We start from the raw sequence: 25,554 nt of genomic DNA, 5'->3' as shown, positions 1-25,554 counted from the left end.
CGTGGGCCCCGAACTGCCGGCCGCCCTGCGCGCCGCCGTCGAGGCCCTGCTCGAGGGCGCCTCGCGCAAGGACCTGGCGCGCCGCTCGGCGCAAGTGTCGAACACCTATCGCGGGGGCGGGAGCTCGGCGACGGCCATCGTCGAGGACGCCGACGCCACGGCCTATGTGCTCTCGCGCCTGCCGGCCACCTACGCCGCCGTCGCCGCGGCCCTGGACGAGGTGCGCGTCGCCGCCCCCGACTTCGCACCGGCCTCGCTGCTGGACGCGGGCGCAGGTCCGGGCGGGGCGAGTTGGGCGGCCCTGGAAGCCTGGCCGCGGATCGCCGAGGCGCGCCTCCTCGACGCCAGCCCCGTGTTCCTGGAGACGGCGCGGCGCCTGGCGGCCGCCGGTCCTGCGGCCCTGGCCGGCGCGGAGATGCGGCGCGGCGATCTGACCCAGCCTGGAGAGGGCTGGCGTGCGGCTGACCTGGTGGTGACGAGCTACGCCCTGGCCGAAATCCCGTCCGAGCGGCTGGAGGCGGCGGTCCGCGGCCTGTGGGCGGCCTGCGCCGGGGTTCTGGTCATCGTCGAGCCCGGCACGCCCGCGGGAACGGCGCGGGTGCTCGCTGCGCGCGAGCTGGCGATGCGGGAGGGGGCGATGGTGCTCGCGCCCTGTGCGCACCAGCAGGCCTGCCCGCTCGCCGCCCCGGACTGGTGCCACTTCGCCCAGCGCCTGCCGCGCGGGCGCGACCATCGCCTCGCCAAGGGCGCGGACGCGCCGTTCGAGGACGAGAAGCACGCCTACGTCGCCCTGGCGCGACCGGACGTCTGCCGCGCCGCCCCGGCCGCGCGGGTGCTCTCGCCGCCCCGGGCGGGCAAGCCCGGGCTGGAGTTCCGCCTGTGCACGCCTGGCGGGATCGAGCGCCGGTTCGTCGCCCGTCGCGACCGGGCCGCCTACGCCGCCCATCGGCGGTTGCGCTGGGGCGATCGCGTCGAAGACGCGTGACCACAACCTTCGCGCGCAGGCCCCTGCGGCGGCGCGCCAGGCATGCGGGCGGCGCCTTTCCCCCCTGCGGCATTGAGTCTTTCGCCTGATAGAAGATGGACAGCGCGTAGATACAACCTTAACGCTAACGACGGGCGTGCAGGGGTGTGTTCAATGCGTATGGTTTGCGGGCCGGCAGTCGCGCGCGTCGGGGCGTCATGACTCCGGCGGAAGCGGCGGCCCTCAGGTTTTTCCAGGACACGGCGCAGGCGGCCACGCTGGACGAGCTGGTCGACAGCTTCGGCGCGTGCATCGCCGCCCACGGGTTCCAGCGCGCGATCTGCGTGCGTGTCGCCACGCCCGGCCAGCCGGTGCAGCCCAGGGCCCTGTTCGCCTGGGGACTGACCGACTGGAGCGCCCGCTACGCCAGTGAACGCCTGTACCGGGTCGATCCGACCGTGCAGGCGGTGTTCAGCGCCCTTGAGCCGTTCAGCTGGGACGAGGTTGAGGCCCGCCCGGCCGGACGGGAGGCAGGGGGCATCTTCGACAGCCTGCGCGCAGCGGGGGTGCGCAACGGCCTGGTGGTGCCGGTGCACGGCCCGCTGGGCGAGGTGATGGCCGTGGCCCTGGCCAGCGAGACCGAGGACAGCTTCCCGCAGGACCTGCGCCGGCGCATGCACGTGGCGGCGACCCTGTTCGCCGTCCGCGGCTTGACCCTGATGGAACGCCAGGCCGAGCCTGCGGCGCCGCAGCTCACCCGCCGCGAGATCCAATGCGTCTACTGGATCGCCGAGGGCAAGTCGGACTGGGAGATCGGCCGCATCCTGGAGATCTCCGAGGAGACGGTCGCCTGGCACGTGCAGAACGCCAAGAAGAAGCTGGGCGTGGCGCGCCGCGCCCAACTGCCCGGCGCGGCGTGGCGCCGGGGCGTGCTGCTCGACGAATCCAGCGACTGAGCCGCGACCCTCCCCTTTCGTGTAGGTGACCGCCCGGCCCGCGGCGCCGAACATTCTGCTTCGGGGAAGGGCCAGTCCAATGATCCATGTCGTCACCGAAGAGAACGGCCGGCTCTACGAGGCCGAGTTCGCGGCCCTGCGAAACCTGACGGAGGGGCTGGCGCGGGCGGCGCTGCGGCTGGAGCCCGGATCGGTCCACCTGCTTGCCCTGGACGGCGGTGGAGCGCCGGAGTTCGCCTGCCGGTTCCGGCCGACGGACCTGGGCGGGCGAATCCCCGACGCGCTCGCCCACATGGTCGCCGCCGGCCCGGCGTCGATCCGCGCCGCCGAGGTGTGGGAGCGCACCCGCATCTACGCCGCCCCCCACATCTGCGGACCCGACCCGGTCCAGCGGCGCCGGTGCGGGGAGCTGCGCCTGGCGGTGCTGGAGGAGGCGGCGGAGCGCGGCGTCAGGCGGATCGTCGAACTGGTCCCCTGCAGCGGCCTCGTCGAGACCCTGCGCAGCGGCTGGCGCGCGCGCCTCCTGGGGCTCCCGGCGGCCGTGGACGGCGTGGCGATGGTGGCCGTGGAGGTCGACGCCTCGGCCGAGGCGGCGGCCGAGCTTCGCGAGCGGCTCGCCTGCGGTCCGAGCCGCCGGCTGCGGCTGAAGGCCGGAGACGCGCGCTGGTCGGCCCCGCCAAAGGAGATCGAGACCTTCCTGGAGGCGGCCCAGCAGCTCGGCCCCGGCCAGCTTGAACCCCTGCTGGTGGCCCTGCGGGCGGCGGTGGAGGACGACCAGGAGAGCTAGGCCCCTGCGACCGGCCACCGCAGGCGCGGCGTTAATCTGCTGGAGGGGGTTTTGCTCCATGATTCGAGCCGGCGGTCGCAGGTCCCGGCGGATCTGCGGCTTCAGGAGAGCTGGCATGAACGAGTTCGCGCAACGGCTGCCCCTCGCGGGGGAGGAGCTGATCGAAGTGCGCATTGGCGATCAGCAGTACGCCATCGACATCATGTCGGTGCGCGAGATCAGGGGCTGGACCACGTCCACGCCGCTGCCGCATGCGCCGGCCCACGTGCTGGGGATGATCAACCTGCGCGGGGCGATCCTGCCGGTGGTCGACCTCGGGGCGCGCCTGGGCGTCGGCTCCACCACCCCCAGCGCGTCCTCGGTCGTGGTCGTGGCGCACATTGACGGCCGCGAAGTCGGGCTGCTGGTGGATGCGGTCTGCGACATCATCACCGTCACCGAAGGGCTGCTGCAGCCGCCGCCGGACATCGGCGACCAGGGCGTTCGCGAGTTCGTGCGCGGGGTCATGACCACCGAGGGCGGCATCGTCAGCCTGCTGTCGCTGGACAGCGTGCTGCCCGCCGAAGTCGCGGCCCAGGCCGCCTAGGGCTCCGGCGCGCCGAAGACGGCGGCCAGGGCGGCCGCGTCGATTCCTTCGATCTCCAGGATCTTCAGCCGCGACGTCTCGCCAGAGACGATCCGCACGGCCGATTTCGGCCGCCTCAGCGCCTTGGCCACGAAGCTGGCGAGCGCGGCGTTGGCCGCGCCCTCCGCCGGCGGCGCTGAGACCCGCACCTTCAGATAGGGCCGGCCCTCGGCGTCGCGGCCCCAGCCGTCGGCCGCCTCGCGCCCGCCCTTGGGCGTGACGCGGACCGCCAGACGTACGGCCTCAGGCAAAGAGGTTGATCAGGGCTGCGTGGAGGCTCGGCAGGATGAAGCGCTGCACGCCGCTGACCACGAGGATGGCGATCACCGGGCTGATGTCCACGCCGCCGAGCGGGGGGATGATGCGCTGGAACGGCGCCAGGACCGGCCGCGTGACCGCGTCCAGGAACCGCGAGACGTTGTAGACGAACTGGTTGCGCAGGTTGATGACGTCGAAGGCGACCAGCCACGACAGGATGGCGCTGATGATGATGGCCCACACCAGCAGGGTCAGCAGCGCGTTGATGATGTAGAAGACGAAGCCGATCAGCGCGATCATCGAATGTCCCAATTGAGAGCCCGGCCCTGTAATGCCGGCTCAGGGCGCCCCGGGCAACCCGCAAGGCTCGGATCACGCTTGACAGGACGAGCGCCAGACGCCTTATTCCGCGCCTCCTGGGGCCGTAGCTCAGTTGGTAGAGCGCCTCGTTCGCAATGAGGAGGTCAGGGGTTCGACTCCCCTCGGCTCCACCAATCCTTTCGGATTGGCCCCCCAGCGACGCTGAATTACCGAACAAAATCAAGCCGAAGCCGGTCGCGGAATCCCGCGACCCGGAAGCTGCTGCACACAAGTGCTGCACCAAACTGGTTCACAATCGTGCCGCCGAAGGTGGCGTAAGCCCTTGTAGCTCAAGGGATTTATGCCCGTTTGGGTGCTGCACCAATGTGGTTCACAAACCGCGCAAACGGTCTCTTCCACCGTCCTCACGGTCGGGCGGCAATTTCCGGCGCCCATCGTCGGGGCTGATGCTGCGGGGAAGGGTCTTCTATCTTCGGCTCAGAGTGCCCAGCGCCTTGGAACAGACGGTCGGGCGGACACACGTCTGGAAGTCATTGGGCACGTCACGATGGCACGAGGCCGTCAGGGCCGCGCGGATCGTCGCGTGGGAGGTCGAGCAATCATTCCGGGCGAGTGAGGGCCAAGATGTCAGACCCATGGCCACCAGCATGCGCGCGACGATCCCGACCAAGGTTGAGCCCAAGGTCGTGCAGACCGAGCGCGGCAAGTCCATCGACGATCTCTTTGGACTGTTCCTCGCCGATCCGGCCAAGGCGCGCAGCCGCAAGACTGAGATGCACTACGACAGCCTGAAAGCCATCGTCACCGACGTGTGGGGTGAGGGGCGCCAATTGCAGAGCATCGACCGAGATGCGTGTCGCGAACTGCTCGAAGTGCTCCGCTGGCTACCCACGAACCCGACAAAGCGGTTCCCAAAGCTGACGGCGATGCAAGCCGCCAAGATGGCCAAGGAGAAGAAGCTCACCTCCACGCTCAGCGCCGCCAGCGTGAACGGCTAACCTCGCCGGAGTCGGCAAGCTACCGCCGGAGCTTCCCTACTTCGTCGTCGCTGTGGTGATCGGCGCGCTGCTGGGCACACGGCTGGGCATCTCCAAGCTAAACCCGCAACGGCTTCTCAACGCGCTTGGGATCGTGCTGCTCATCGCCGCCGCGAAAATGATCCTCACCTGAAGATGAGTGGCAGGCGCAGCGCGCGCGCCCGCCCTCGACTCGTTCAGTGCGAAGCAGCTTGAGGCAGGTGGGATTTGTCGTGCTGGCCCACCTTGCCGATCAAGGTCTCGCTGGCTTCGTTCATGCCTTTCAGCACGACCTCGGCGCCTTGGCGGCGGTAGCGGAAGACCACCTTGTCAACGGCGGCGACGCCCGTGAGGTCCCAGATGTGCGCCTCGGTCATGTCGATCTCGACGCGCTTGGGGTGACCGTGGAACTCGAACTCGGCGGCGAAGAGATCGGCAGACGCGAAGAAGAGTTGCCCCCTCACCGCATACCGGCGGACCTTATCAAGCTCGTCCATCTGCCCCTCGACCACGAGCAGTTTCGACACCTTTCGCACGAAGAAGATCGCGCTCAGGACGACGCCCAGAACGACTCCTTTGGATAGATCGTGCGTGGCCACGACCGTCATCGTCGTCGCGAGCATGACAACGGAAGACGCAACAGGAGTCTTCCTGAGCCGGAGGATCGAGTTCCAATCGAAAGTGCCGATGGACACCATGATCATGACGGCGACCAAAGCCGCCATCGGTATCCGCGCCACCCACTCCTGAAGCACAAGAATGAGGAACAGCAGGAAGCCGCCCGCCCACAGCGTGGACAGCCGCCCGCGCCCACCTGACTTCACGTTGATGATGGACTGTCCGATCATCGCGCAGCCCGCCATGCCGCCGAAGAGCGGAGCCAAGACGTTCGCGATGCCCTGCCCGCGTGTCTCACGGTCCTTGTCTGACGGTGTATCCGTGAGGTCGTCGATCAGGTTCGCGGTGAGAAGCGATTCCAGCAGGCCTACGAAGGCCAAGGTGGCCGCCACCGGCCCGATGATGGCCAGTGTTTCCCAAGTCAGCGGAACGGCTGGCAGATGGAAAACAGGAAGGGCAGACGGCATCCTGCCCATGTCGCCCACGGTGCGAACATCCAACTGCGTAAAGTAGGCAATCGCGCTCAGAACGACGATGGCGATCAGCGGTGAAGGGACAGCCTTCGTCAAACGCGGCACGAGGTAGATGATCGCCAGCCCGCCGCCCACCATTGCGTAGGTTTGCCAGTTGGCGCCGATTAGCTCGGGAAGCTGGGCCAAGAAGATCAGGATCGCCAACGAATTGACGAACCCGGTCATCACCGAACGGGAGACGAACTTGATGTAGCGGCCCAGCTTCAGGAGGCCGACCGCTATCTGGATCAAGCCCGTCAGCAGGCTGGCGGCGAAGAGATATTCGAGCCCGTGCTCGCGGACGAGGCCGACCATCAGCAATGCCATCGCGCCTGTCGCAGCGGAGATCATTGCCGGGCGTCCGCCCACGAACGCGATGGTCACGGCGATGACGAACGACGCATAGAGGCCAACGGCGGGGTCTACCCCCGCGATGATGGAAAAGGCGATGGCTTCGGGGATGAGGGCGAGGGCGACGACCGTCCCAGCCAGCAGATCGCTACGCGGATTGGCCAGCCAGTCGTGGCGAAGCCGTTCTACAAATGTCATTGGAATTGATCACACACACGGCAACCGATGGCGCAGGTCAGCGCCATTCAATTAGGTTGCTTGGGTTTCCGAGGGATAGGCGCCCGGACGAGCCACCCGAGCAAGCCGGGTCCGATGAATGGCGCGCTTGTGCCTCAGCCGCCACGGACTTTCAAGCCGGGCAGGATCGCCACGAGCCAATCAGGAGCCTCAAAATGCTCGAATACACCGTCAACGCCCGGCGCCTTGGCGCCCGCGCGCAGCATCTCGCCATCTTGGGCGAGGGCGAGCGTCTGAAGGCTGAAGGACGAGAAGGTGGTGTAGCCGCCGCAGAGCCCGACCATCACGAACTGCCGAACGTCGGACGGCGCCAATGTGACCGGCTCGGTGCTGGCCTGCCTCATCGCTGTCTGGCTCGGCTACGCCGTCGCCGCCGCCCTCAACTCTGTGAAGGGAAGCTGACTATGAAAGCCCCACAGCCTGCCGTCCTCCTCCGCATCTACACCGAAGAGGGCAAGCGGAACGGCGACCGTCCGCTCTACGAAGCCATCGTCCTAAAGGCTCGCGAACTTGGCCTCGCCGGAGCGACGGTGCTGCGCGGCCCGATGGGTTTCGGCCACTCTCACGCGATCCACACCGCCAAAATCTTGGACCTGTCCGCGAAGCTCCCGTTGGTCGTCGAGATCGTGGACACGCGAGAGAAGGTTCAAACTCTGCTCGATGTGCTTGGCGACATGCGCGACCTCGGGCTGGTCACCACGGAGAACGTGCAGGTGGTGCATTACGGCGACGGGCGTCTTTGATCCCCACGCCCTCACAAACCACATCCTGAAGGAGACACTTATGCAGGCTTTGCCTTGGCAAGTCTGGGCCTTGTTGTCCGCTGGCTTCGCCGCCCTGACCGCGATCTTCGGGAAGGTCGGCGTCGAGAACATCAACAGCGACTTCGCTACACTCATTCGGACGCTGGTGATCATCGTTGTGCTGGCCTGCATCCTGACGGCGACGCACCAGCTTCAGCCGCTTTCGAAGATCTCCCCTAAGACCTACCTCTTCCTGACCCTTTCCGGTCTGGCGACGGGCGCTTCGTGGCTCTGCTACTACCGCGCCCTCAAGCTCGGCGATGCGGCCCGTGTCGCCCCGTTGGACAAGCTGAGCGTCGTCCTCGTGGCCGTGTTCGGCGTGGTGTTCCTCGGCGAGCGGCTGTCGGGCTGGAACTGGACGGGTGTGGCCCTTATCGCTGGGGGAACGGTGCTGGTGTCTCTAAGCCGGTGACCCTCGACGACGCCCGTTCAACGGCAAGGAGAGAGTGATCCTCATCGTCCTTCTGCTCGTCGCAGGCGCGTTTCTCGCCGCCGCGATCTCCGGCGCAGCCGGGTTCGGCGGCGCGCTGCTGCTGCTACCGCTGCTCACGCGCACCGTAGGCGTCGAGCAGGCCGTGCCCATGCTCACGGTCGCACAGTTGGTCGGCAACCTATCGCGCGTCGGCTTTGGCGTGCGCCTCGTCGAGTGGCGGTCGGCAGGGCTCTTCTTGGTCGCGGCTCTGCCTGCGGCGGCCATCGGTGCGCTTTCCTTCACCGCCATGCCCAAGACCCTGATCGTGCGGCTCGTCGGACTGGCGATCCTGCTGTTCGTCGCCGCCCGGCTGACCGGTGTGCTCCGGTTCGAGCGGAGCATGATCCTGTTGGTCGTCGGCGGCGCCGTAGTGGGGTTCCTCTCCGGCTTGGTCGGCAGCGCGGGTCCGCTGGGCGCCGCGATCTTCCTCAGCCTCGGTTTGCCGCCTGTCGCGTATATCGCCACCGAGGCGGTGACAGCCGTGGGTATGCATGTGGTGAAGATGGCCGTCTACCAGCGCGAGCTAAGCCTCGGGCGAGAGTTCTGGCCGCTCGCCTTGGGAATGGGCGCGGCGATGGTGGCCGGGACATGGGCGGCGAAGCGGGTGATCGAGCGTATTCCCAAGGCGATATTCGAGCGGCTCGTGGCGGGGCTGCTCATCTTGATCTCGGTGCAGATGATCGTCTGGCCCTGATCGTCGAACCGGCTCTGCATGCACATCCTATGTGTTGCATGGCCAAGGAGGCTCATTCTTACGTAAGCTGGCCTTCGCATGGAGGCCATTCAGAGCGTCAATCGCTCGCTATCGCCTTCTCTAACTGAGTCTTCACCCATGCGGAGCGGTCCACAAGGACCGTGGTCAGCTTGTCGAGCAAAGGGTGCGCTGCCCCCGCCTTCGCGATCTCGTCGCGGACGGTCTTCGCGAGATCGGGCAACTGGTCCGCCATGGACGCGATGCGGGATCGGACATAGTCAAAGTCGATCCGGTTCTCCTCCGCGAACCTCACCCAATGGCGGATTCCTATTTCGCTCAATCGGTATTCGCCGCCGATTTTCATCGCGAGCTTCACGTCTTGGAACTGAACCTTGGGTGCGTAGGGCAGAATGCTGGCTACGTCGTAGATCGGTGCCAAACGCGCCCGTCCCCCGCCAGTAAGAAGAAGTGAGAAGTTCTTGGCGTGCGCATCCGAGCCGCCAATGATCCAGTTGAATATGGAGGCGTCCACAAGGGTCGCCACGTCGTCATTTGGTGAGAGAGACACCTCTCGTATGAGGACGATGAGGTCTCGCAGGCCCGGGCCACCTTGGTTCTGATACTTCTGCTGCGGCATGACCCCAAGAGCCTGACAAAAGTCTTCCTGATGCACGCGTTCGAAGCGACCTTCGGCTGGCGTTCGGTCGTAGCGCTCCAAGACGATGGCGACTTCACCCTCGAACATTTGGACGGTGGACCTCGCAACCGTCAGGCCGAGTCGGGAGAGAACTGACAGGCAAAAGTGCTCGTTCTCCGCCTGAGCGTCCAAGTCAGCCGAGGGCGGCTTAAGAATGTGGGTCGTTGGCACACGACCAGCGGGGATGCCCCATCGCCCATCTTGATGGATCAGGGCGATCTTGGGCTGCGCACCCGCGAGGCTGAACTGACCAGCGTCCCCGCTCCGTCGCCAAGCCGAACGGCTCGTGCGTAGATCGAGAAGCCGTTCTGCGACTTCGGCCTCATTCAACCATTCGATATTATCGCGCTCGCCCTTGAGGACTGCGGGAACGCGCTCGGGGGCTACGAACTGCACTGCTCCGGCGCAATCCTCACCTACGGCTCCAATGAGTCCGTAGGGCTGGCGTGCGCTAACCTGATACCGCCGAGCCCAGTCCTGAATGATCTGCTCGTTATCGGGAAGAAGGCCCCAGATGAAGGCGCCCACGTTGGTGCCAGAGTGAGCCGCCTGTGTAAGGGGCATCGATAGTGAGATCGGTATGGCGCCGCGAGTGTTTTGCCATGCCGCATCATATGTGAGCGAGAGACGCCCCCGTTCGTAGTCGAGGCGCCCTGCTTCGGCACCATTCATCAGAACGATCAGGTGGCTTGTCATTCGCCATCCTTCCGTCGAGCGCGAGCCAAGACAGCGTCGAGGTCAGGCGCAATCAATGGCTCTGCGGTCGAGCGCCGATTTTCGTGCTGGGGCGAGAGCGTCATTTCCAATCCGAGTGCATTCAGCGTGCGGAGTAGAAGACCAATTTCTGCGCCTGATTTGCCATTCTCGACTTGGGTCAGCCAGCGACGACCGACGCCGACACGTTCAGCGAGTTCCGTCTGATTCATGCCGAGCAGCTTGCGGCGCGCACGGATTGCGGCGCCGAGGTCGCGGGCGGTGGTTATGAGCAAGTCGAGCCTCTGTGCGCACGGACGATCACATTTTAAGATGCGCACGTTCGCGCGCATCCGTCAATGCGCACGTTCGCGCTCAATCTGAAATGCGCACGCTCGCGCACATCTTAAAATGTGATCGTCCGTGCGCACAGTGTCTCCGCCCGACCGTCTGTTCCAAGGCTCTGGGCACTCTGAGCCGAAGATAGAAGACCCTTCCCCGCAGCATCAGCCCCGACGATGGGCGCCGGAAATTGCCGCCCGACCGTGAGGACGGTGGAAGAGACCGTTTGCGCGGTTTGTGAACCACATTGGTGCAGCACCCAAACGGGCATAAATCCCTTGAGCTACAAGGGCTTACGCCACCTTCGGCGGCACGATTGTGAACCAGTTTGGTGCAGCACTTGTGTGCAGCAGCTTCCGGGTCGCGGGATTCCGCGACCGGCTTCGGCTTGATTTTGTTCGGTAATTCAGCGTCGCTGGGGGGCCAATCCGAAAGGATTGGTGGAGCCGAGGGGATGGGATCGGCGGTGAGGGCCACGTTGTAAGCTCCGAGACTCAGTCAGCGATAGGCTGACGAGCGCGGGGCGCGGCGGCAACGTGGTGGCCGAGGTGGCCGGATGGCCGATGTGGTAGCGATGGTGATCACCATCGTGGCCATCGTCGGCCAGCATGATCACCACGATGAAGACGATCAGCAGCACCAGCAGCACCATGGTGGTGTCGATCACCACCATCACCGTGGTTAGGCGGTCGTCTGCATGGTGCGCTTGACCCTTTGGACGGTGGCCGTGGAGACGCCGGTAGCTGCGGCTACCGCCCTGATGCTCTGACCGTCCTTCAAGGCTCGTTCGACCTTCTCGACACGGCTGACGGCCATGGGCGGACGACCGATCCGCACGCCTTTCACACGACAGCGGTCATGGGCGGCCTTGATTCTGGATGTGATGATGGCGCGTTCAAACTCGGCGAAGACCCCGAGCATCTGGAAGAGCATGCGGCCTGATGGCGTGGAGGTGTCGATGGCCTGCTGGTGCAGGTAGAGGTCGCAGCCCTTGGCTTGGATGTCGCTCAGGAAGGCCACCAGATCGGGCAGGGAGCGTCCGAGACGGTCCACGGACCAAGCGGCGACGATCTGCACCTCGTGCCTTGCCACGGCCTTCAGGAGGGCGTCGTAGCCGGGTCGCTTGTCTCTGCCCTTGGCGCCGGAGACGCCTTCGTCGGAGAAGGTGTGGACGATGGTCCAGCCGGATCGTTGAGCGACCTCATTGAGGACGAGAAGCTGGTTCTCGACCGTCTGCTGGTCGGTGGAGACTCTGACGTAGAGCGCGGCTCGCTTCATCTCCGAGACGATCTCATGGATCGTGGGGCCGTCAACGAGATGTGAGGTGGCGGCGGCGCGGCTTGACCGTATGTGGCGGTTCGCCAAGCTTGGCCTTCCAACAGGGAGGCGCCGCATGGCCCACAAGTTCGAGATTTATAAGGACAAGGCGGGCGAGTTCCGCGTCCGCGCTCGCACGAGATAGGGAATGGCGCGCGTGGGGCTTCGCCCCGACGCGCTATCCCGTGTTCCGGGTCGGCTCCAAGTGTCGGGGCCCGGGGCAGAAGCGCCGTTCGCAGGAGAGTTCGGCGCAAAGAAAGAGCCCCGCCCGGGATAGGCTCCGGGCGGGGCTCTTGTCGTTCGGCGATGCGAACCGGGTTCGTATCAGGCGGCGATCGCCTCGCGCCGGGCCAGCTCCTCCAAGTCGGCCAGGAACGCCGCGATCGGCTCGGCCTGGTCGAACCCGCCCTGGCCGTCGCCGTAGCGCTGCAACAGGATCCGGAACTTGGTCGCGGCTTCCGCCGCCGTGCGCGCCGGCGTCCCGGCGATCGTGTCGGCCAGGTCGTCGGCGCGGCCGGCCTGGCGGTCGAACGCCGCCTCCAGCGCGTCGGGATTGCGGCCGGCCTGCTCGGCCGCCTGGACCTGGCGGAATGCGGCGTCGGCCTTGGCCTGTTCGGCCGCCCAGCTGGTCGCAAGTGTCGTGATCTGCACTGTGTGCCCCCTGTTCATCGATACGCTTGTCCTGGCGCAGTTTGGTCGCGTTGGCAATGCGACCGATACGCCTGTATCGCTATTGCATGCCCGTCGCTGATTCCCCGCCGCTGAACCCGGAAGCCTGCCGAGCGGCGCGCGCCCTGTTGCGCTGGTCCATGCGCGACCTGGCCAAGGCCGCCGGCGTGTCGCTGGAGACCGTGCTGCGCGTCGAGCAGGGCGGGGGGGCCTTCAAGCCCGAGACGCTGGCCAAGCTCTGCGACGCCTTCGCCGCCGAAGGCGTCGACCTGGTCGTCCAGGCCACGCGAAGCGGGGCCGTGCTGAACCATCCTCGCGGCGGCGACAATGGCGGGGCTTGAGCGTCCAACTGAGTTGCGCCAGGCGCGCCTGGTCGCCGGCCAGCATGGCGACGCGACCTGGCTAGAGGCCCTGAAGGATCTGGAGCCCGTGGATCCAGTTCCGCTGCTAGCGCCGCCCGGATCGGTCGCGGAGCTTATCAGGCCGCCGCAGGAGGTGCGCGTCGGCGACGACTGGAGCGCCCGGCGGGCGATGGCCGCCTGGGTCAAGATTACGGCCCCCGGCGGCGACACAGTCATCCGCCAAGTTTTCTTCGAGCGGGACGCAGCGGCCCTGCGGGAGAGGCCCGAGGAGCTGCTGCTGGCCGCAATCCAGGATCATCTGGGCGAGACGGATCCGCAGGCGCTGTACGACCAGCTGGCCGCCGATCTGGACGCCGGCGGCTCCGCGGTCACTTGGGCCCTGGAGCCTGCAGCCCTACCGCCGCCGCTACGCCCGGCCTTCCGCGAGTTGTTCGGCCTGCTGGCGCGGATCCGCTCGCTTGAAGCGGTCCCGATCGCCTCCGCCGAGGGCCAGGAGGCGCGCCGCCAGATCATCCAGGCGGAATGGTCAGGGTTCCGTCGGGGCCTGCGGACCGGCCGAGCTTGGCGGGAGGCCGAGCTGCGCGAGCAGCTGGGCGAAATCTATGAGATCGGCGTGGCGCGCGACGCAGACTTGGCAGAGGCCGGGGCCGGGACAGCCGAGAAGATGATCGCGAAGCGCGCCAGGTGGAGCGAACCGGCCGAGGCCCTGTTCCAACAGATCTGGGCCAAGGAGCCGGGGATATCCACGGCGGCCCTGGAGCCCCGGATCCTGGACGGACTGGCCAAGCAGGGCGTCCAGCTGCGGGCCGGGTTCGGCGAGCTGAGACGGTTCCTGGGCCAGCTGCGCCAGGCCAAGCTCCAGGCCGCCAGCGCGCGAGACGCGAAAAGCTAGCTCTCCGCGATCGGGCGGCGGTCGGCCAGGAGTTGCGCCTGGTCGACATTCCCGCCGACGCGGGCCGCCGCATGGGGATCTGGGAGACGATCCACGCCGCGGGCCTGCCCGATCTCGCGCCGATCGCCGCGAAGGTCGCCGCCGGCGAGCAGATCAGTGAGGACGAAGGCAAGCTTGCCGGCCGCCAGCTCTCGCTGGCCGTCACCCGGGCGGCGCGCGCCAACTACGGCCACGCCGGGCGGCGCTTTCTCGAGCAGCTCGCCGCCGATCGGGAGGCTGCGACCGCGATCGCCCGGGATATCGCCGGCGCGTTCGAGGCCGAGGCCGCCAGGCCGGGGGATTCCGCCCAGGTGGGACGTGTGGCCCGGCGCTTCGCCGTCGTCGCCGCCGCCGGCGAGCTGGCCAGCTGCTGGGGCCTGGTGCCCTGGCCGCCGGGGGCCGCGTCCAGGGCCGCCAAGGCGCAGTTCTGGCGCTGGGCGGACGCCTTCGGGCGCGACACGCCGCGGGAGGAGCGGGCGATCCTCCAGGCGCTGCGGAACTTCATCCTGGAGAACCAGGCCGCGTTCGGCGGCGGCGTCGGCGACGACCAGGTCGAGGACGAACTGCCGTCCGAGAAAACCGGTCCGCGCGCCGGCGAGGCGCGGTCGCTGAAATCGGCCGGCTGGCGGCGGGTCCGTGGGCTGGAGAGTCCGTCACGATGAGCTGTCGCCTGTTCCCGGAGGCGATCGGCGGCCTGGACGAGCTGGAGCTGCTGCGCCGGATGCGACAGAGCGGCGGCGCGGCCTCGCTCATGCGCGGGGACGGCACGGCGCTAGGCTGGTTCGTCGTGACCAACGTCCGCGAGCTTCACACGTCGCTGGGGCCGAACGGCGTGGGGCGCATGGTCGACGTCGAGATCTCGCTCAAGCGGACCTACAAGCCGACGCCCGCCGAGTATTTCCAGCCCACCGTGGCCGGCCTATGGGACTACAACGCGAGCCAGGTTCTCAAGAATACCTGGGGCCAGGAACCCGGCTGATGCCCGAGAATGGCCCGCTGCGAGCGGCGCTCCTCCGGGCGCATGCCCGCTGGTCGACCAGGGCCGAGGAGCGGTTCCCAACGGCGGGCGAGTGGGTACCGCTGGCGGGAACTGTGGGATCCGACGAAGCTTCGCCAGATCAACGGCTTACGGCTGAGGTTCCCACTGTTCCCACGGTACCCACCGAAAAACAGGATATAGCCCAGGCGTCGCCGCCGCTGACCCCCGATGAGGAGGAGCGGGCGGCAATCCTGGAGTTCGAGGCTGGCCTGGACCGAGCCACGGCCGAGCGCCTGGCGCAGGGCCGTCTGCCCGATTGGGGCGGGAGCTAGGCCCGGATCGGGATCACGTTCGAGGCCGGGGCGGCGGCCTCACCGGCGAGGACCGCCGCAACGTGCGCGCCCCAGGCGGCCGAGGCGGCTTTCCGCTCCTGGCGGTACTCATGCCGCTGATAGACGCCGACCAGGCCGCTCTGGGTGTTCGAGACGTGGTTCAGGACCCGCTCGACCACATGCGGCGGGAAGCCCAGCGCCGCCATGCCGGTCGCCGCCGTGCGCCGCAGATCATGCAGCCGCCAGGGCGCGGCCGCCTCCAGATCGACGCCGGCCTCGGCCGCTTCCTTGGCCCGCAGCGCCGCGACCAGGTCGTCCAGGCGTCGCTTCGTCGCCGAGAAGCCGCGGGCCGCGCCTTCGCCGCGGGCGGGGAACACCAGGCCGCCAGTCCGCGTCACGCCCTTGAGGATCTCGACGGCTTGGTCGCAGAGATCCAGCTCATGCGCCTTGCCGTTCTTGGTGCGCTCGCCGGGGATCCGCCAGATCTGCGCCTCCAGGTCCAGCTCGGCCCAGGCCATGCCGGCCACTTCGGCGCGGCGCTGGCCGGTCAGCATGAGCAGCTTGACGATCGGGCCGAACAGTTCGCCCAGGTCGTCGCTCGCCCGCCAGATCTCCCGCAGCTCCTGGTCGGCCAGGACGCGCTCGCGGGCCTTCGGCCGCGGCGGGGCCTTGAAGCCGTCGCAGGGCGAGGCCTCCACCAGGTCGCGTTCCATGCACCAGGCGAACAGGCCTCGCAGCGCGGCGTACGTCGCCCGGGCGACGGCCGGGGAACGCTTGCCGATCGCGTCCATGAGATCGGCGACGTCGGCGCGCCGGATCTCGGCGATATGGCGGTCGGCCCAGGCGGTCATGGGGCCGATCGTGTCGCTGCGATGCGGCCTGCCGCTGCGCCGCTTGGCCGGGTCCGTCGGCTTGGCCTGGCCGAACCGCAGCAGCCGTTCCGTCTCGGCCCAGCTGCGGTTCGCCTTCGCCTTGAGTTCGATATAGCGCTCGGCCACGGCCGCGAAGCTGTCCCGCTGGCGCAGCTCGGCGGCGCGGACCTGGGCGGCCGCCTCGGCCTCGGCGGCCAGGCGCGCCAGGCGCTCGGCTTCGCGATCGGCGAACGGATCCTGGCCCAGGTCGACCGGGGCGAGCAGCTTGCGGGCCGCCGCGCGGGCCTTGGTGACGTTCCACAGTTCGCCGTCGTGCTGGCCGATCGTGATCCGTCGCGTCTTGGTCGGCGCGCCCGGCGCGGCCTTGGCGCGGTACTGGACCAGGTAGATCCGCGCCCCGGCCGGCGTCACCCGCACGCCGAACCGCGGGAGCGCGGTGTCCCAGACGTACGCGTCCTTCGCGGCCGGCTTGATCGCCTCGACGGTCCCGTCGGTCAGTTTGAAGCTCGCCACAGCGCCCCCCCAAAGAAAATCCGCGCCCGGGCCGGGAGGGCCCGATAAGCAGCTGGATAAGCACCGGATAAGCGCTGGATAAGCAGCCGGTCAAGTCATGGCCCGGCTTGTTCTGGCGCGACGTGGCGGCCAAGAACCGACAAAACCAAGCAAAAACAGCTAGATCGCTTCGGCCCCCGTCTTGCCCTGGCCGAGCCTGTCCTGGCCTGTCCGCTCAAATCTCCTGTGAGGAGGTCAGGGGTTCGACTCCCCTCGGCTCCACCAGGAACCTTCCCGCAAATCGACACGAAGCCCCGGCGCCCCCGCCGCGGTGTTCGCATGCGCTGCGACGGGAGGTTTGACGGGACGCGGCGTAGCTGGTCCAAGGCGGCGGGGCCGGCGGGCGGCCTCGGCAGACGGCGCGAAGTCCCATGACGGCGAACAACCGGATCGTCCTTTCCAGCGACCACAACGCCGTCGAGCTGCGGCAGGCCATCGCCGCGCACATTGCGGCGCAGGGCTGGGCGGCGGTCGACATCGGCCCGACGACGGCCCAGAGCACCCACTATCCGCGTCAGGGCGAAGCGGCGGCCCGGCTCGTCGCCTCCGGCGATTGCCGGTTCGGCGTCATCCTGTGCGGCACCGGCCAGGGAATCATGATGGCGGCGAACAAGGTGAAGGGCGTGCGATGCGGCGTCTGCGCCGATACATACTCGGCCCGGATGATCCGCCAGCACAACGACGCGAACATGCTCGCGATCGGCGCGCGCGTCGTGGGCGAGGGTCTGGCGCTCGACATCGTCGATGCCTTCCTCGCCGCCGGGTTCGAAGGCGGCCGGCACGCGGCGCGGGTGGAGATGATCGAGGCGCTGGAAGGGTGAAGCCGGGGCCTGGCGCGCCAGCGGGATGAACATCTGATCCAATCGTAGGGCCGACGCACCGAAGCGTCGGCCGGCCGAATACTCGAATCGGGTAACTCTCTGCAGTTACTGCGAGCCATTATCGCGATGGCCAATGGCGCGCTGCTGAATTCGTGCGTACTGAGATCTTCGATCTCTCCTGTTCAGCGGCGGCTCGACAGTGTTCGCTGATCGGAGGGTTCGGGACCGGTCCGGGAGCATCCCCCAAACTACCCCGCGACCGGGCCGGTCCTTCGCCTCGCCGCACGCCGTCCACCTGCGACATTTCGCTGCGCTTTCAGGGGTCTGCGCGCAATGGTCGCGACCAGGACATGCGGGGAGTCCGTCAGCAGATCTCCGTCCGTCCGCGGAAGACGCCAGCAAGGCGGCCGTCCCGTCGCGGTCGATCTGGGGGCGACGCCAAGACGTGGCGGGCCGCCGACGGCGTCGCGACCTGCGAATACGCGAGCGCCGGCGCGCAAATACTTGTGGCGGCGATCGACTCCGTCGGCCGAACGTCCGCCTGCGCGCTCAAACCTTCCTGCGGCGCAGCCGCGAGGCTGTGGAAAAGATCCGTCTAATCAGGGAGTTGGCGGGCCGCCGCCCGGCCCGTCCACACTTCGTTTACCGTGCCGGCGAACCCTGCGCTCGATGCGCGCGTGGGCGCCGGCGCGGCCGGCCGCTCCCGCGAAAGAGCGTGAGATCGATACATGGACGGCCATCAGACGCTGGAAGAGCGGCTCGACTTCATCGGCCTGGGGGAGAAGGAGCAGGCGCAGCTTCGCGACCTCAAGCCGCTGATCGAGCGGGCGGTCGGCCCCTCCCTCGACGCCTTCTACGCCAAGGTCCGCACAACGCCGAAGACCCGCGCCTTCTTCGACGACGAAGGGCACATGGCCCACGCCAAGGCCCGCCAGAGCGAGCACTGGGGCGTGATCGCGGCCGGCGAATATGGGGCGGCCTATGAGCGCAACGTGCGCGCAATCGGTCAGGCCCACGCACGCCTGGGCCTTGAGCCGAGCTGGTACATCGGCGGCTACGCCCGGGTGACCGACGGCCTGATCCGCGCCGTGGTCGCCGACCGCTGGCCGAAGGGCGCATTCGGCGGCCGCAAGGGCGCCGAGAGCTTCGCCGACGCGCTGGGGGTGCTGGTCAAGGCCGCCATGCTCGACATGGACCTCGCCATTTCGATCTATCTGGAGGTGCTGGAGGACCAGCGCCAGGCCGCCGAGGCCGCGCAGAGAAAGACCCAGGACGAGCAGACCGCCGCCATCGACGCCCTGGCCTATGCGCTCGACCGCCTGGCCGCCGGCGACCTGACGACCAGCCTCGACGCCGAAGTGGCGCCGCAGTTCGAGAAGCTGAAGGCCGATTTCAACCAGACCGCCCGCAAGCTCGCCTCGGCCATGGGGGCCGTGAGCACGGCCGTGCAGACGATCCAGGTGAGCTCCGATGAGATCGCGGCCGCCTCAAACAACCTCTCCAGCCGGACCGAGCACCAGGCGGCGAGCCTCGAGCAGACCACGGCGGCCCTCGCCGAACTGACCTCGAGCGTCCAGCGCACGGCGACGGACGCCAAGCAGGCGTCCGCCGCGGCGTCGACTACCCGGGCCGAGGCGGAGCGCTCGCAGGCGGTGGTCGCCAACACCGTGGCGGCCATGGATCAGATCGAGCAGTCCTCGCACCAGATCGGCCAGATCATCGGGGTGATCGACGAGATCGCCTTCCAGACCAACCTCCTGGCGCTCAACGCCGGGGTCGAGGCGGCCCGGGCCGGGGAGGCTGGCCGTGGCTTCGCCGTCGTGGCCTCCGAGGTGCGCGCCCTGGCCCAGCGATCGGCCGAGGCGGCCAAGGACATCAAGCAGCTTATCTCCGCCTCCAGCGAACAGGTGCAGTCGGGCGTGGACCTCGTCGGCCAGACCGGCCGAGCCCTGGAGACAATCGTCGGCCGCATCGTCGAGATCGACGGCCTGGTGGCCGACATCGCCGGTTCGGCCACCGAACAGGCGACGGGGCTGGGCGAGGTCAACGCCGCCGTCGGGCAGATGGATCAGGTGACCCAGCAGAACGCCGCCATGGTGGAGGAAGCCACGGCCGCCACCCAATCGCTCCGGGCCGAAATGGGGCGGCTGGCCGGCCTCGTGTCCCAGTTCCGGATCGACGCCTTGGCCGCTTCGGGCGCTCAGCCGCGCCGCCGCGCCGCCTGACGTCCGATTGACTCGGCGCCGGCGGTCCGGGATGCTTCGTGACCGTTCGACGCCGGGAGACCGCGCACCCTTGAAGGCCTGAACCCGCCCTTTGCGAGACAGATCCCGCCGCGCCCGAGCGCGCGCGGCCCTTCAAGCTGAACGGACTTTCCTATGCCTGCCAGACCGCCTGCAGACCCCGGCCTGCGCCTGCGCGCCGCCCGCCTGGACGAGATCGACGCCGTCCGCGCCATCGAGCGCGCCTCCTCGGTGCGGATGCTGAGCACGCCCTTTCCGGAGCTGGCGGACGATGAGCCTGCCGACCCCGGGCTCCTGGCCGCCCGCATCGCCGCCGGCGGGCTGACGGTGGCCTGCGCGCAGGCCGACACGCCCGTCGCCTTCGTCATGCACCGCCCGCTCGTCCAGGACTGGTACATCGAGCAGATCGACGTGCTGCCGGACTGGGGCCGGCGGGGGATCGGGGCGGGGCTGCTGGCCGAGGTCGCGCGACAGGGCCGGGCGGCCGGCGCGCGGGCTCTGGTGCTTTCGACCTTTCGCGAGGTGGCCTTCAACGCCCCCTACTACCGGCGGCTGGGCTTCGCAGAGCTGGGCGAAGACGAGCTCGACGCTGAACTGCGGGCGATCCGCGAGGCGCACCTTGCGCGAGGACTCGACGAGACCCGCCGCGTGTTCATGCGTTCACGACTGCGCCCCTGAGGGCGCCGCGCCGGTGGCGCGGTTCCTGCAGGCAAGGTCGAGATGGGCGGCGGTCCTGACCCAGCGTTGAACCGCCGCTCGGCTCGACCTATTCTAAAGTTTCCTGGACGGCGCCCTGAATGTCTTCCGCCCTGTTTTCCAAGCTGTTCGCTCAACGCAAGCCGATGGCTCCGCCGTCCACGGCGGGACGCCTGGTCTACGCCGTCGGCGACGTCCACGGCCGGTTCGACCTCCTGCAGCCGCTGCTCAGGGATATCGCCGCGGACGCGCTGAAGAGCGCCCCGCCCGAACGTCCGATGCTGGTGTTCCTCGGGGATTATGTGGACCGCGGCCCCGACAGCGCCCGGGTGATCGACCTTGTGCTGGAGATGGAGGCCTCCGGCGCCTTCGAGACCCGCACCCTGAAGGGCAACCACGAGGAGGCCCTGTTGGAGTTCCTGGCCGATCCGGGCTTCGGACCGGTGTGGTTCGAGCACGGCGGCGGAGCGACGCTCGCCGCCTACGGGGTCTCGCCCCCGGCCACGCGCACGGACACGGCCGCCTGGTCGGCGACCCGCGACGCGTTCGCCGCGGTCCTGCCGCCGCGGCATCTGCGCTTCTGCCAGACCCTCGAGCTGATGGTGACGGTGGGCGACTACGCCTTCGTGCATGCCGGCGTGCGCCCGGGCGTTCCCCTGGAGCGGCAGTCCGAGAAGGATCTTCTGTGGATTCGCGGCGAGTTCCTGGAAGCTCGGCCGAACTTCGACAAGGTGATCGTCCACGGCCATACGCCCATGCAGTCGCCGCAGCTCCTGCCGCACCGCCTGGGTCTGGACACCGGCGCCTACGCCACCGGCGTGCTCACCGCCGTTCGCATCGACGACGAGGGACCGCGCATCCTGCAATCGACCATGCGCCGGTGAACGCCGGCGTCAGAGCCGCCCCTCGGCGGCGTCCTTCAGGACCGCGTACGCTCCGATGATGTGGTAGAGCGAACTCGCCTTGGCGGGCTCGGAATCGAGACGCCCGTCCACGTCCATGCGGTCGCGCCATAGGCCGTTCCCTGGAACCTCAAGGTAGCGCTGCAGGGTGTCGAAGGCCTTGAGGGCTTCGCTGGTCCACCGGTCCGGTTCGGCCGTGCGGCCGCGCAGGATCAGGCAGGCGCGCAGCCGCTCGGTCTGCGACCACAACCGGGCAGAGGCCTCGATCGGGGCGCCGGTGGCGATGTCCTGGCTGAAGAAGGCCGCCTCGCGGGCGCGGTCGACGCCGGTCTCCGAGGCCAGGCGCACCAGCCGCTCGGCGGCCGCGTCGTCTTCCGCGCTGTCGATCATCAGCAGCGAGGCCCATTCGAACTGGTGGCCCGGCTCGGCCACCCGCCCGTGCTCGCCCGGCGCCGGGCGCCCGTCGTCCGCGAAGTATTCGCCCAGCCGGCCCGAGCGACCGTCGATGAACACCGTACGGGCTAGGGTCCGGATCGCCCCGGCCGTCTCGCGCCAGGCCGGCGCCTCAGACAGCGCCCGCCAGGCGAGGCAAGCCTCGTAGAGGTGCATGTGCGGGTTGGACTGCAGGGGCGCAGCGCCGCCGTCCACCTCGTCGAAGCCGCCGTCGGCGCGGCCCAGGCGCGCCTTCAGACCCGCCAGGAAGGCGAGCGCACGGGCCTCATGCTGCGGCTCGCCCAGGCCGGCGTGCGCGTGCGCCAGGCCCAGCAGCACGAAGGCCTGATCATAGAGGGTGTGCCCGCGCCCGCCGTCGCTGTCGAACTGGGAGGCGTAAAGGCCATCGTGCGGCGCCTGGGCGTCCAGGAAAGCCAGGCCATGGCGAACCACCTCGCGCCAGGGTCCGCGCCAACCCAGGCGAGCGGCCTCGGCGTAGACGAACATCTGCCGGCCCTGCACCCTCAGGCGCTTGGGCGCCGCCACGGGGCGGCGGTCGTCGCCGATCTGGTCGTGAAAGCCGCCGTCCGGATCCAGGCCCGCTTCCGCCCAGAGCGGCAGGGCGGCGTCGAACAGCCACTCGCGGGCCTGGCGCCAGGCGGTCCGGACGTCTGGTGAGGCCACGTTCGTCTCCTTCTTCGCCGCGTTCCTGTCTTAGGCGAGCCGCCCGCCGCCTGTCGATCCGGCAACCAGCCGGAAAGAGTTCGACGCTAGGGTGCAAGTCCCGTTCCCGTCGCGTCCAGGAAGCCGCCCTTGGAGTATGAGGTCGTCCGACCGCAGGACCTGTCGCCCGCCCGCATCGCCCGCTGGGGGGAGCTGCAGGCGCAGGACATCCTGTTCGACAGCCCCTATCTGTCTCCGGAGTGGGCGCGCGCGGTGGCGCGTGCGCAGCGGCCTTCCGACGCCGTGCGCGTGGTGGTGGCCAGCCGCGGCGGTCGCGACGTGGCGTTCCTGGCGGCCAAGGTCGGCGCCTATACGGCCATGCCGGCCGGGGCGCCGATGTGCGACTATCAGGGCCTGGTGGCCGAACCGGGCGCCGGCGTCTCCGCCCGCGAGCTCGTGCAGGCCCTGGGCGTTCACCGCTTCGACTTCGCCCACTGGCTCGAGGGCGTGGGGCCGTTCGACGCCTATGCCAGGGGGCGGATGGTCAGCCATGTGGTCGACGTCTCGGGCGGCTATGCGGCCTACGAGGCCGAGCGCAAGGCGGCCGGGGTGGGCCTGCTCAAGGATTGCGAGAAGAAGCGGCGCAAGGCCGAACGCGAACACGGCGAGGTGAAGTTCACCGCCTATTCCCGTTCCGAAGCCGCCTTCGAACAGCTCATCGCCTGGAAGCGTGCGCAGTACCGCGCCACCGGACAGACCGACATCTTCGCGGCCGAGTGGACCGGCCGGCTGCTGCGCGACCTGTTCGCCAGCCGCGACCCGGAGTTCGGCGGAGCCCTCTTCACCCTGCACCTGGGGGACCGGCTGGCGGCCGTGCACCTGCATCTGCGCGGACGTCATACGATCCACGGCTGGATCATCGCCCACGACCCGGCGTTCGAGAAGCTCTCCCCGGGCCTGCTGCTGTTCCAGTCGATCCTGAAGTGGATGGACGAAACGCCCTACCGCCGGCTGGACCTTGGCCCCGGCGACTATCGCTTCAAGCGCGAACTGGCCAACGCGCGCCAGGGGATGAGCCACGGCTTCGTCGGCCTGCCCTCGCCGGCCACCCTGGTGCGGGGCGCGGCCTATGGCGTGCGCGCGGCGGCCGAAGCCCTGCCGCTGGGCAGGGTGTCGGAGCTTCCGGGCAAGGCGATGCGGCGGATGGACCGCTGGCGGGCGCTGCGCTGACCCGCGCGAACGTCGCATTGCGGTGAGGCCTTGGCGCCGTTAGGTTGCGCGCCTTCCGCTCCCCCGGCTTCACCATGACGCTTTCCATCGACGACATCCGCGCCGCAGCCGACCGGCTGAAGGGCCATATCGAGCGCACCCCCATGCGCCTGTCGCGGACCCTGTCGGAGATCACCGGCGCCGAGGTGTGGGTGAAGTTCGAGAACCTGCAGTTCACGGCGGCCTACAAGGAGCGCGGCGCGCTCAACAAGCTGCTGCAGCTCACCGAGGCCGAGCGCAAGCGCGGCGTGATCGCCGCGTCCGCGGGCAACCACAGCCAGGGTCTCGCCTACCACGCCGCGCGGCTTGGCATTCCGGTCACGATCGTCATGCCGTCGGGCACGCCCTTCGTGAAGGTGCAGCAGACTCGCGCGTTCGGCGCCGAGGTGGTGATCGACGGCGACGGCTATGACGAGGCCTCCGCCCACGCCCGACGCCTGTGCGAAGCGCGCGACCTGGTGTTCGTGCACCCGTTCAACGACCTCGACGTCATGGCCGGCCAGGGCACGGTCGCCCTGGAGATGTTCGAGGACATGCCGGACCTCGACATCCTGCCGGTGCCGATCGGCGGGGGCGGCCTGATCGCCGGGGTGGCGACGGCGGCCAAGCATGTGAAGCCGGACGTCCGCGTCATCGGCCTGGAACCAGCGATGTACCCGTCCTTCACCGCCAAGATGCGAGGGGTGAACACGGCCAGCACATCGGGCGGCTCGACGATCGCCGAGGGCATCGCCGTCAAGCAGGTGGGCGACGTCAGCTATTCGGTGGCCCGCCCTCTGCTGGACGAGGTGCTGCTGGTCGAGGAGCCGTTCTTCGAGCGGGCCGTGGCGCTCTACTGCAACGTCGAGAAGACCGTGGCCGAGGGAGCCGGGGCGGCGTCCCTCGCCGGCCTGCTGGCCTATCCCGACCGCTTCCGCGGCAAAAAGGCGGGCCTGATCCTGACCGGCGGCAACATTGATACGCGGCTCCTGGCCTCGGTGTTGACGCGCGAGCTGGTGCGCGACCAGCGCCTCGTCAGCCTACGGATCATCGGCGATGATCGGCCTGGGCTGCTGGCCAACGTTTCTCGCATCATCGGCGAGATGGGCGCCAACATCGTCGAGGTCGCGCACAATCGGCTGGCGCTGGACGTGCCCGCCAAAGGGGCGGAGTTCGACGTGATGATCGAGACCCGCGACGCCCAGCACACGGAGGAAATCATGGCCGCGCTGCGTGATCAGGGCTACCCGCCGAGGGTCGTCTGATGCGCCGGGTGCTCCTCGCCATCGCCGCGGCGGCGTCGCTGGCCGCCTGCTCGCCCAAGGCCGATCCCGGCGCCCTGGCCGCTTCGGCGGCCGAGGCCAAGGCCTTCATGGACAAGAACGCGGGGGCCGAGGGGGTGAAAACCCTCCCATCGGGCCTGCAGTACAAGGTCGTCCGCTCCGGCCCGCCCGGCGGCATGCGTCCGCAGGAGACCGACGAGGTCAAGGTTCACTACGAAGGCAAGTTCGTCGACGGCAAGGTGTTCGACAGCTCCTACGAGCGGGGCCTGCCGGCGGCCATGCCGCTGAAGGCGCTGATCCCGGCCTGGGTTGAGGCGCTGCAGCTCATGCGGCCGGGCGATGAGTGGATGCTCTATGTGCCGCCCGAACTCGGCTATGGCGAGCAAGGCGCCGGCGGCGGCGAAATCCCGCCCAACAGCGTGCTGATCTTCCGCATCGAACTGATCGACGTGCTCCCGGGGCCGGGCCGCGTCGCCCAGGGCTGACCTCAGCCGAGGGCGCGGGCCGCGCCGAGCATCTCGCGCCAATGCGTTTCCCGGTCCTTGAGCCGGGTCCGCGCCACATAGGCCGGCGCGTCCTCGTCCAGTTCCAGCGTCTCCAGCACTTCGAAGCTGAAGGCCGGCTCTCCGTGAGCCGTCCACGCCGCCTGCATGGCCTTGTTGGGGTGGCCGCCCATGCGCAGCCCGAACCATAGGCTCGTCTGCTGCTTGTCCAGATTGGGCGAGGCCGAGACCCAGACTTCGCCGGTCGGCGTGCAGCGGACGGCGAACACGCCCTGACGCACCGGCGCGTCCTTGTAGGCGCGGATGAGCTCTCGCTTGCGGGCGTTGTCCATGGCCGTCTTTTATCCGGGTATAATTCTCCGCGTCAACTGGCCACGCCAAATTCGGGCGCTCCCGTGCGATT

31 protein-coding genes, 1 tRNA gene, 1 pseudogene and 1 other annotated feature are annotated in these 25,554 nt (G+C 68.7%); of the genes and pseudogenes, 21 read left to right on the top strand and 12 right to left on the bottom strand.

Annotation, left to right across the window (positions count from 1 at the left end; genetic code table 11):
* Window position 1: 1 nt before the first annotated feature.
* The 4 genes from ACK4YQ_RS03500 to ACK4YQ_RS03485 all read left to right on the top strand — a co-directional run bounded on the left by ACK4YQ_RS03500 (window position 2) and on the right by ACK4YQ_RS03485 (window position 3,293).
* Window positions 2–985 carry a small ribosomal subunit Rsm22 family protein gene (locus ACK4YQ_RS03500; protein WP_409608323.1) on the top strand — a complete coding sequence of 328 codons (984 nt, stop codon included), beginning with the start codon at window positions 2–4 and terminating at the stop codon, window positions 983–985.
* Between the two features lie 197 nt (window positions 986–1,182).
* Window positions 1,183–1,920: a helix-turn-helix transcriptional regulator gene (locus ACK4YQ_RS03495; RefSeq protein ID WP_409608321.1), complete on the top strand. Its 738-nt coding sequence runs from the start codon at window positions 1,183–1,185 to the stop codon at window positions 1,918–1,920.
* A 79-nt stretch (window positions 1,921–1,999) separates the two neighbouring features.
* Complete coding sequence (locus ACK4YQ_RS03490) at window positions 2,000–2,707, top strand: hypothetical protein (protein WP_409608319.1); 708 nt, start codon at window positions 2,000–2,002, stop codon at window positions 2,705–2,707.
* Window positions 2,708–2,822: 115 nt separating this feature from the next.
* Window positions 2,823–3,293 carry a chemotaxis protein CheW gene (locus ACK4YQ_RS03485; RefSeq protein ID WP_409608317.1) on the top strand — a complete coding sequence of 157 codons (471 nt, stop codon included), beginning with the start codon at window positions 2,823–2,825 and terminating at the stop codon, window positions 3,291–3,293.
* Here ACK4YQ_RS03485 and ACK4YQ_RS03480 read toward each other — a convergent pair.
* On the bottom strand, window positions 3,290–3,583 hold the full coding sequence (locus ACK4YQ_RS03480; RefSeq protein ID WP_409608315.1) for a DUF167 family protein: 294 nt from the start codon (window positions 3,581–3,583) through the stop codon (window positions 3,290–3,292). The two genes, ACK4YQ_RS03485 and ACK4YQ_RS03480, sit on opposite strands and share 4 nt — an antisense overlap.
* Entirely contained in the window at window positions 3,576–3,890 is a 315-nt protein-coding gene (locus ACK4YQ_RS03475) for a YggT family protein (protein ID WP_409608313.1), read from the bottom strand. The genes ACK4YQ_RS03480 and ACK4YQ_RS03475 overlap by 8 nt, the downstream gene beginning before the upstream one ends.
* Window positions 3,891–4,008: 118 nt before the next feature.
* Here ACK4YQ_RS03475 and ACK4YQ_RS03470 point away from each other — a divergent pair.
* The 3 genes and pseudogenes from ACK4YQ_RS03470 to ACK4YQ_RS03460 all read left to right on the top strand — a co-directional run bounded on the left by ACK4YQ_RS03470 (window position 4,009) and on the right by ACK4YQ_RS03460 (window position 4,909).
* Window positions 4,009–4,084, top strand: a tRNA-Ala gene (locus ACK4YQ_RS03470).
* Window positions 4,046–4,510 (top strand): annotated as a pseudogene (locus ACK4YQ_RS03465) (DUF6538 domain-containing protein); the annotation flags it as partial. The gene ACK4YQ_RS03470 and the pseudogene ACK4YQ_RS03465, both read left to right, overlap by 39 nt.
* A gap of 36 nt (window positions 4,511–4,546) precedes the next feature.
* Window positions 4,547–4,909 (top strand): hypothetical protein, encoded by a 363-nt coding sequence (locus ACK4YQ_RS03460; RefSeq protein ID WP_409609546.1) that lies wholly within the window; start codon window positions 4,547–4,549, stop codon window positions 4,907–4,909.
* A 215-nt stretch (window positions 4,910–5,124) separates the two neighbouring features.
* Here the strand turns inward: ACK4YQ_RS03460 and ACK4YQ_RS03455 are convergent, their stop codons facing one another.
* A complete protein-coding gene (locus ACK4YQ_RS03455; protein WP_409608311.1) occupies window positions 5,125–6,606 on the bottom strand; it encodes a SulP family inorganic anion transporter in 1,482 nt (493 codons plus the stop codon).
* A gap of 62 nt (window positions 6,607–6,668) precedes the next feature.
* Window positions 6,669–6,722 (bottom strand) — a sequence feature (sul1 is cis-regulatory element that is thought to sense ions involved in sulfur or methionine metabolism; They are found in Alphaproteobacteria).
* A gap of 18 nt (window positions 6,723–6,740) precedes the next feature.
* Window positions 6,741–6,989 (bottom strand): CrcB family protein, encoded by a 249-nt coding sequence (locus ACK4YQ_RS03450; RefSeq protein ID WP_409608309.1) that lies wholly within the window; start codon window positions 6,987–6,989, stop codon window positions 6,741–6,743.
* A 60-nt stretch (window positions 6,990–7,049) separates the two neighbouring features.
* On the opposite strand from ACK4YQ_RS03450, the gene ACK4YQ_RS03445 reads away from it, so the two are divergent.
* The 3 genes from ACK4YQ_RS03445 to ACK4YQ_RS03435 are packed head-to-tail and all read left to right on the top strand — an operon-like array spanning window position 7,050 to window position 8,614.
* On the top strand, window positions 7,050–7,388 hold the full coding sequence (locus ACK4YQ_RS03445; RefSeq protein WP_409608307.1) for a DUF190 domain-containing protein: 339 nt from the start codon (window positions 7,050–7,052) through the stop codon (window positions 7,386–7,388).
* Between the two features lie 40 nt (window positions 7,389–7,428).
* Window positions 7,429–7,860, top strand: coding sequence for an EamA family transporter (locus tag ACK4YQ_RS03440; RefSeq protein WP_409608305.1), 432 nt, complete (start codon window positions 7,429–7,431; stop codon window positions 7,858–7,860).
* A gap of 34 nt (window positions 7,861–7,894) precedes the next feature.
* Complete coding sequence (locus tag ACK4YQ_RS03435) at window positions 7,895–8,614, top strand: TSUP family transporter (RefSeq protein ID WP_409608303.1); 720 nt, start codon at window positions 7,895–7,897, stop codon at window positions 8,612–8,614.
* A 97-nt stretch (window positions 8,615–8,711) separates the two neighbouring features.
* Here the strand turns inward: ACK4YQ_RS03435 and ACK4YQ_RS03430 are convergent, their stop codons facing one another.
* From ACK4YQ_RS03430 to ACK4YQ_RS03410, 5 genes are all read right to left on the bottom strand, one after another.
* Entirely contained in the window at window positions 8,712–10,007 is a 1,296-nt protein-coding gene (locus tag ACK4YQ_RS03430; RefSeq protein WP_409608301.1) for a type II toxin-antitoxin system HipA family toxin, read from the bottom strand.
* Window positions 10,004–10,300 carry a helix-turn-helix domain-containing protein gene (locus ACK4YQ_RS03425; protein WP_409608299.1) on the bottom strand — a complete coding sequence of 99 codons (297 nt, stop codon included), beginning with the start codon at window positions 10,298–10,300 and terminating at the stop codon, window positions 10,004–10,006. The genes ACK4YQ_RS03430 and ACK4YQ_RS03425 overlap by 4 nt, the downstream gene beginning before the upstream one ends.
* A 452-nt stretch (window positions 10,301–10,752) precedes the next feature.
* Window positions 10,753–11,013: a hypothetical protein gene (locus tag ACK4YQ_RS03420; RefSeq protein WP_409608297.1), complete on the bottom strand. Its 261-nt coding sequence runs from the start codon at window positions 11,011–11,013 to the stop codon at window positions 10,753–10,755.
* Window positions 11,014–11,027: 14 nt separating this feature from the next.
* On the bottom strand, window positions 11,028–11,711 hold the full coding sequence (locus tag ACK4YQ_RS03415) for a recombinase family protein (protein WP_409608295.1): 684 nt from the start codon (window positions 11,709–11,711) through the stop codon (window positions 11,028–11,030).
* Window positions 11,712–11,987: 276 nt separating this feature from the next.
* On the bottom strand, window positions 11,988–12,314 hold the full coding sequence (locus tag ACK4YQ_RS03410) for a hypothetical protein (RefSeq protein ID WP_409608293.1): 327 nt from the start codon (window positions 12,312–12,314) through the stop codon (window positions 11,988–11,990).
* Window positions 12,315–12,400: 86 nt separating this feature from the next.
* Between ACK4YQ_RS03410 and ACK4YQ_RS03405 the strand changes: the two genes are divergently transcribed.
* The 4 genes from ACK4YQ_RS03405 (at window position 12,401) to ACK4YQ_RS03390 (ending at window position 14,604) form a co-directional block, all read left to right on the top strand.
* Complete coding sequence (locus tag ACK4YQ_RS03405; protein WP_409608291.1) at window positions 12,401–12,673, top strand: helix-turn-helix transcriptional regulator; 273 nt, start codon at window positions 12,401–12,403, stop codon at window positions 12,671–12,673.
* A gap of 88 nt (window positions 12,674–12,761) precedes the next feature.
* Complete coding sequence (locus ACK4YQ_RS03400; RefSeq protein ID WP_409608289.1) at window positions 12,762–13,586, top strand: hypothetical protein; 825 nt, start codon at window positions 12,762–12,764, stop codon at window positions 13,584–13,586.
* A 32-nt stretch (window positions 13,587–13,618) separates the two neighbouring features.
* Window positions 13,619–14,287, top strand: a complete 669-nt coding sequence (locus ACK4YQ_RS03395; protein WP_409608287.1) for a hypothetical protein — start codon at window positions 13,619–13,621, stop codon at window positions 14,285–14,287.
* The gene (locus ACK4YQ_RS03390) at window positions 14,284–14,604 is read left to right on the top strand and encodes a phage tail protein (protein WP_409608285.1); all 321 of its coding nucleotides are present in this window, start codon (window positions 14,284–14,286) and stop codon (window positions 14,602–14,604) included. Before ACK4YQ_RS03395 ends, ACK4YQ_RS03390 begins: the two co-directional genes overlap by 4 nt.
* Before the next feature lie 328 nt (window positions 14,605–14,932).
* Here ACK4YQ_RS03390 and ACK4YQ_RS03385 read toward each other — a convergent pair whose 3' ends face one another.
* Window positions 14,933–16,321 carry a tyrosine-type recombinase/integrase gene (locus tag ACK4YQ_RS03385; protein WP_409608283.1) on the bottom strand — a complete coding sequence of 463 codons (1,389 nt, stop codon included), beginning with the start codon at window positions 16,319–16,321 and terminating at the stop codon, window positions 14,933–14,935.
* Between the two features lie 410 nt (window positions 16,322–16,731).
* Here ACK4YQ_RS03385 and rpiB point away from each other — a divergent pair, with 410 nt between their 5' ends.
* From rpiB to ACK4YQ_RS03365, 4 genes are all read left to right on the top strand, one after another.
* A complete protein-coding gene (gene rpiB / locus ACK4YQ_RS03380) occupies window positions 16,732–17,181 on the top strand; it encodes a ribose 5-phosphate isomerase B (RefSeq protein WP_409608281.1) in 450 nt (149 codons plus the stop codon).
* Window positions 17,182–17,909: 728 nt separating this feature from the next.
* Window positions 17,910–19,406: a globin-coupled sensor protein gene (locus ACK4YQ_RS03375; protein WP_409608279.1), complete on the top strand. Its 1,497-nt coding sequence runs from the start codon at window positions 17,910–17,912 to the stop codon at window positions 19,404–19,406.
* Between the two features lie 153 nt (window positions 19,407–19,559).
* The gene (locus tag ACK4YQ_RS03370) at window positions 19,560–20,102 is read left to right on the top strand and encodes a GNAT family N-acetyltransferase (RefSeq protein ID WP_409608277.1); all 543 of its coding nucleotides are present in this window, start codon (window positions 19,560–19,562) and stop codon (window positions 20,100–20,102) included.
* A gap of 119 nt (window positions 20,103–20,221) precedes the next feature.
* On the top strand, window positions 20,222–21,004 hold the full coding sequence (locus tag ACK4YQ_RS03365) for a metallophosphoesterase family protein (protein ID WP_409608275.1): 783 nt from the start codon (window positions 20,222–20,224) through the stop codon (window positions 21,002–21,004).
* Between the two features lie 9 nt (window positions 21,005–21,013).
* Here the strand turns inward: ACK4YQ_RS03365 and ACK4YQ_RS03360 are convergent, their stop codons facing one another.
* On the bottom strand, window positions 21,014–22,138 hold the full coding sequence (locus ACK4YQ_RS03360) for an AGE family epimerase/isomerase (RefSeq protein ID WP_409608273.1): 1,125 nt from the start codon (window positions 22,136–22,138) through the stop codon (window positions 21,014–21,016).
* Window positions 22,139–22,267: 129 nt separating this feature from the next.
* On the opposite strand from ACK4YQ_RS03360, the gene ACK4YQ_RS03355 reads away from it, so the two are divergent.
* From ACK4YQ_RS03355 to ACK4YQ_RS03345, 3 genes are all read left to right on the top strand, one after another.
* On the top strand, window positions 22,268–23,347 hold the full coding sequence (locus tag ACK4YQ_RS03355; RefSeq protein ID WP_409608271.1) for a GNAT family N-acetyltransferase: 1,080 nt from the start codon (window positions 22,268–22,270) through the stop codon (window positions 23,345–23,347).
* Window positions 23,348–23,421: 74 nt separating this feature from the next.
* The gene (locus tag ACK4YQ_RS03350) at window positions 23,422–24,630 is read left to right on the top strand and encodes a threonine ammonia-lyase (protein WP_409608269.1); all 1,209 of its coding nucleotides are present in this window, start codon (window positions 23,422–23,424) and stop codon (window positions 24,628–24,630) included.
* Window positions 24,630–25,133 (top strand): FKBP-type peptidyl-prolyl cis-trans isomerase, encoded by a 504-nt coding sequence (locus tag ACK4YQ_RS03345; RefSeq protein WP_409608267.1) that lies wholly within the window; start codon window positions 24,630–24,632, stop codon window positions 25,131–25,133. The genes ACK4YQ_RS03350 and ACK4YQ_RS03345 overlap by 1 nt, the downstream gene beginning before the upstream one ends.
* A gap of 2 nt (window positions 25,134–25,135) precedes the next feature.
* Here ACK4YQ_RS03345 and ACK4YQ_RS03340 read toward each other — a convergent pair whose 3' ends face one another.
* Window positions 25,136–25,483 (bottom strand): GIY-YIG nuclease family protein, encoded by a 348-nt coding sequence (locus ACK4YQ_RS03340; protein WP_409608265.1) that lies wholly within the window; start codon window positions 25,481–25,483, stop codon window positions 25,136–25,138.
* Between the last annotated feature and the right edge of the window lie 71 nt (window positions 25,484–25,554).

Source organism: Phenylobacterium sp., from assembly GCF_046291545.1.
In the GTDB taxonomy this organism is placed as follows: domain Bacteria; phylum Pseudomonadota; class Alphaproteobacteria; order Caulobacterales; family Caulobacteraceae; genus Phenylobacterium.
The sequence above is the reverse complement of the archived record's forward strand: the minus strand, read 5'-3'. Positions and strand labels throughout refer to the sequence as shown.

Excerpts from the sequence above, each read along its gene's own strand:
- ACK4YQ_RS03495 (WP_409608321.1), top strand. The coding sequence starts at position 1,183 with ATGACTCCGGCGGAAGCGGCGGCCCTCAGGTTTTTCCAGGACACGGCG.
- ACK4YQ_RS03490 (WP_409608319.1), top strand. The coding sequence starts at position 2,000 with ATGATCCATGTCGTCACCGAAGAGAACGGCCGGCTCTACGAGGCCGAG.
- ACK4YQ_RS03485 (WP_409608317.1), top strand. The coding sequence starts at position 2,823 with ATGAACGAGTTCGCGCAACGGCTGCCCCTCGCGGGGGAGGAGCTGATC.
- ACK4YQ_RS03475 (WP_409608313.1), bottom strand. The coding sequence starts at position 3,890 with ATGATCGCGCTGATCGGCTTCGTCTTCTACATCATCAACGCGCTGCTG.
- ACK4YQ_RS03460 (WP_409609546.1), top strand. The coding sequence starts at position 4,547 with ATGGCCACCAGCATGCGCGCGACGATCCCGACCAAGGTTGAGCCCAAG.
- ACK4YQ_RS03455 (WP_409608311.1), bottom strand. The coding sequence starts at position 6,606 with ATGACATTTGTAGAACGGCTTCGCCACGACTGGCTGGCCAATCCGCGT.
- ACK4YQ_RS03450 (WP_409608309.1), bottom strand. The coding sequence starts at position 6,989 with ATGAGGCAGGCCAGCACCGAGCCGGTCACATTGGCGCCGTCCGACGTT.
- ACK4YQ_RS03445 (WP_409608307.1), top strand. The coding sequence starts at position 7,050 with ATGAAAGCCCCACAGCCTGCCGTCCTCCTCCGCATCTACACCGAAGAG.
- ACK4YQ_RS03440 (WP_409608305.1), top strand. The coding sequence starts at position 7,429 with ATGCAGGCTTTGCCTTGGCAAGTCTGGGCCTTGTTGTCCGCTGGCTTC.
- ACK4YQ_RS03430 (WP_409608301.1), bottom strand. The coding sequence starts at position 10,007 with ATGACAAGCCACCTGATCGTTCTGATGAATGGTGCCGAAGCAGGGCGC.
- ACK4YQ_RS03405 (WP_409608291.1), top strand. The coding sequence starts at position 12,401 with ATGCCCGTCGCTGATTCCCCGCCGCTGAACCCGGAAGCCTGCCGAGCG.
- ACK4YQ_RS03390 (WP_409608285.1), top strand. The coding sequence starts at position 14,284 with ATGAGCTGTCGCCTGTTCCCGGAGGCGATCGGCGGCCTGGACGAGCTG.
- rpiB (WP_409608281.1), top strand. The coding sequence starts at position 16,732 with ATGACGGCGAACAACCGGATCGTCCTTTCCAGCGACCACAACGCCGTC.
- ACK4YQ_RS03375 (WP_409608279.1), top strand. The coding sequence starts at position 17,910 with ATGGACGGCCATCAGACGCTGGAAGAGCGGCTCGACTTCATCGGCCTG.
- ACK4YQ_RS03370 (WP_409608277.1), top strand. The coding sequence starts at position 19,560 with ATGCCTGCCAGACCGCCTGCAGACCCCGGCCTGCGCCTGCGCGCCGCC.
- ACK4YQ_RS03365 (WP_409608275.1), top strand. The coding sequence starts at position 20,222 with ATGTCTTCCGCCCTGTTTTCCAAGCTGTTCGCTCAACGCAAGCCGATG.
- ACK4YQ_RS03350 (WP_409608269.1), top strand. The coding sequence starts at position 23,422 with ATGACGCTTTCCATCGACGACATCCGCGCCGCAGCCGACCGGCTGAAG.
- ACK4YQ_RS03345 (WP_409608267.1), top strand. The coding sequence starts at position 24,630 with ATGCGCCGGGTGCTCCTCGCCATCGCCGCGGCGGCGTCGCTGGCCGCC.
- ACK4YQ_RS03340 (WP_409608265.1), bottom strand. The coding sequence starts at position 25,483 with ATGGACAACGCCCGCAAGCGAGAGCTCATCCGCGCCTACAAGGACGCG.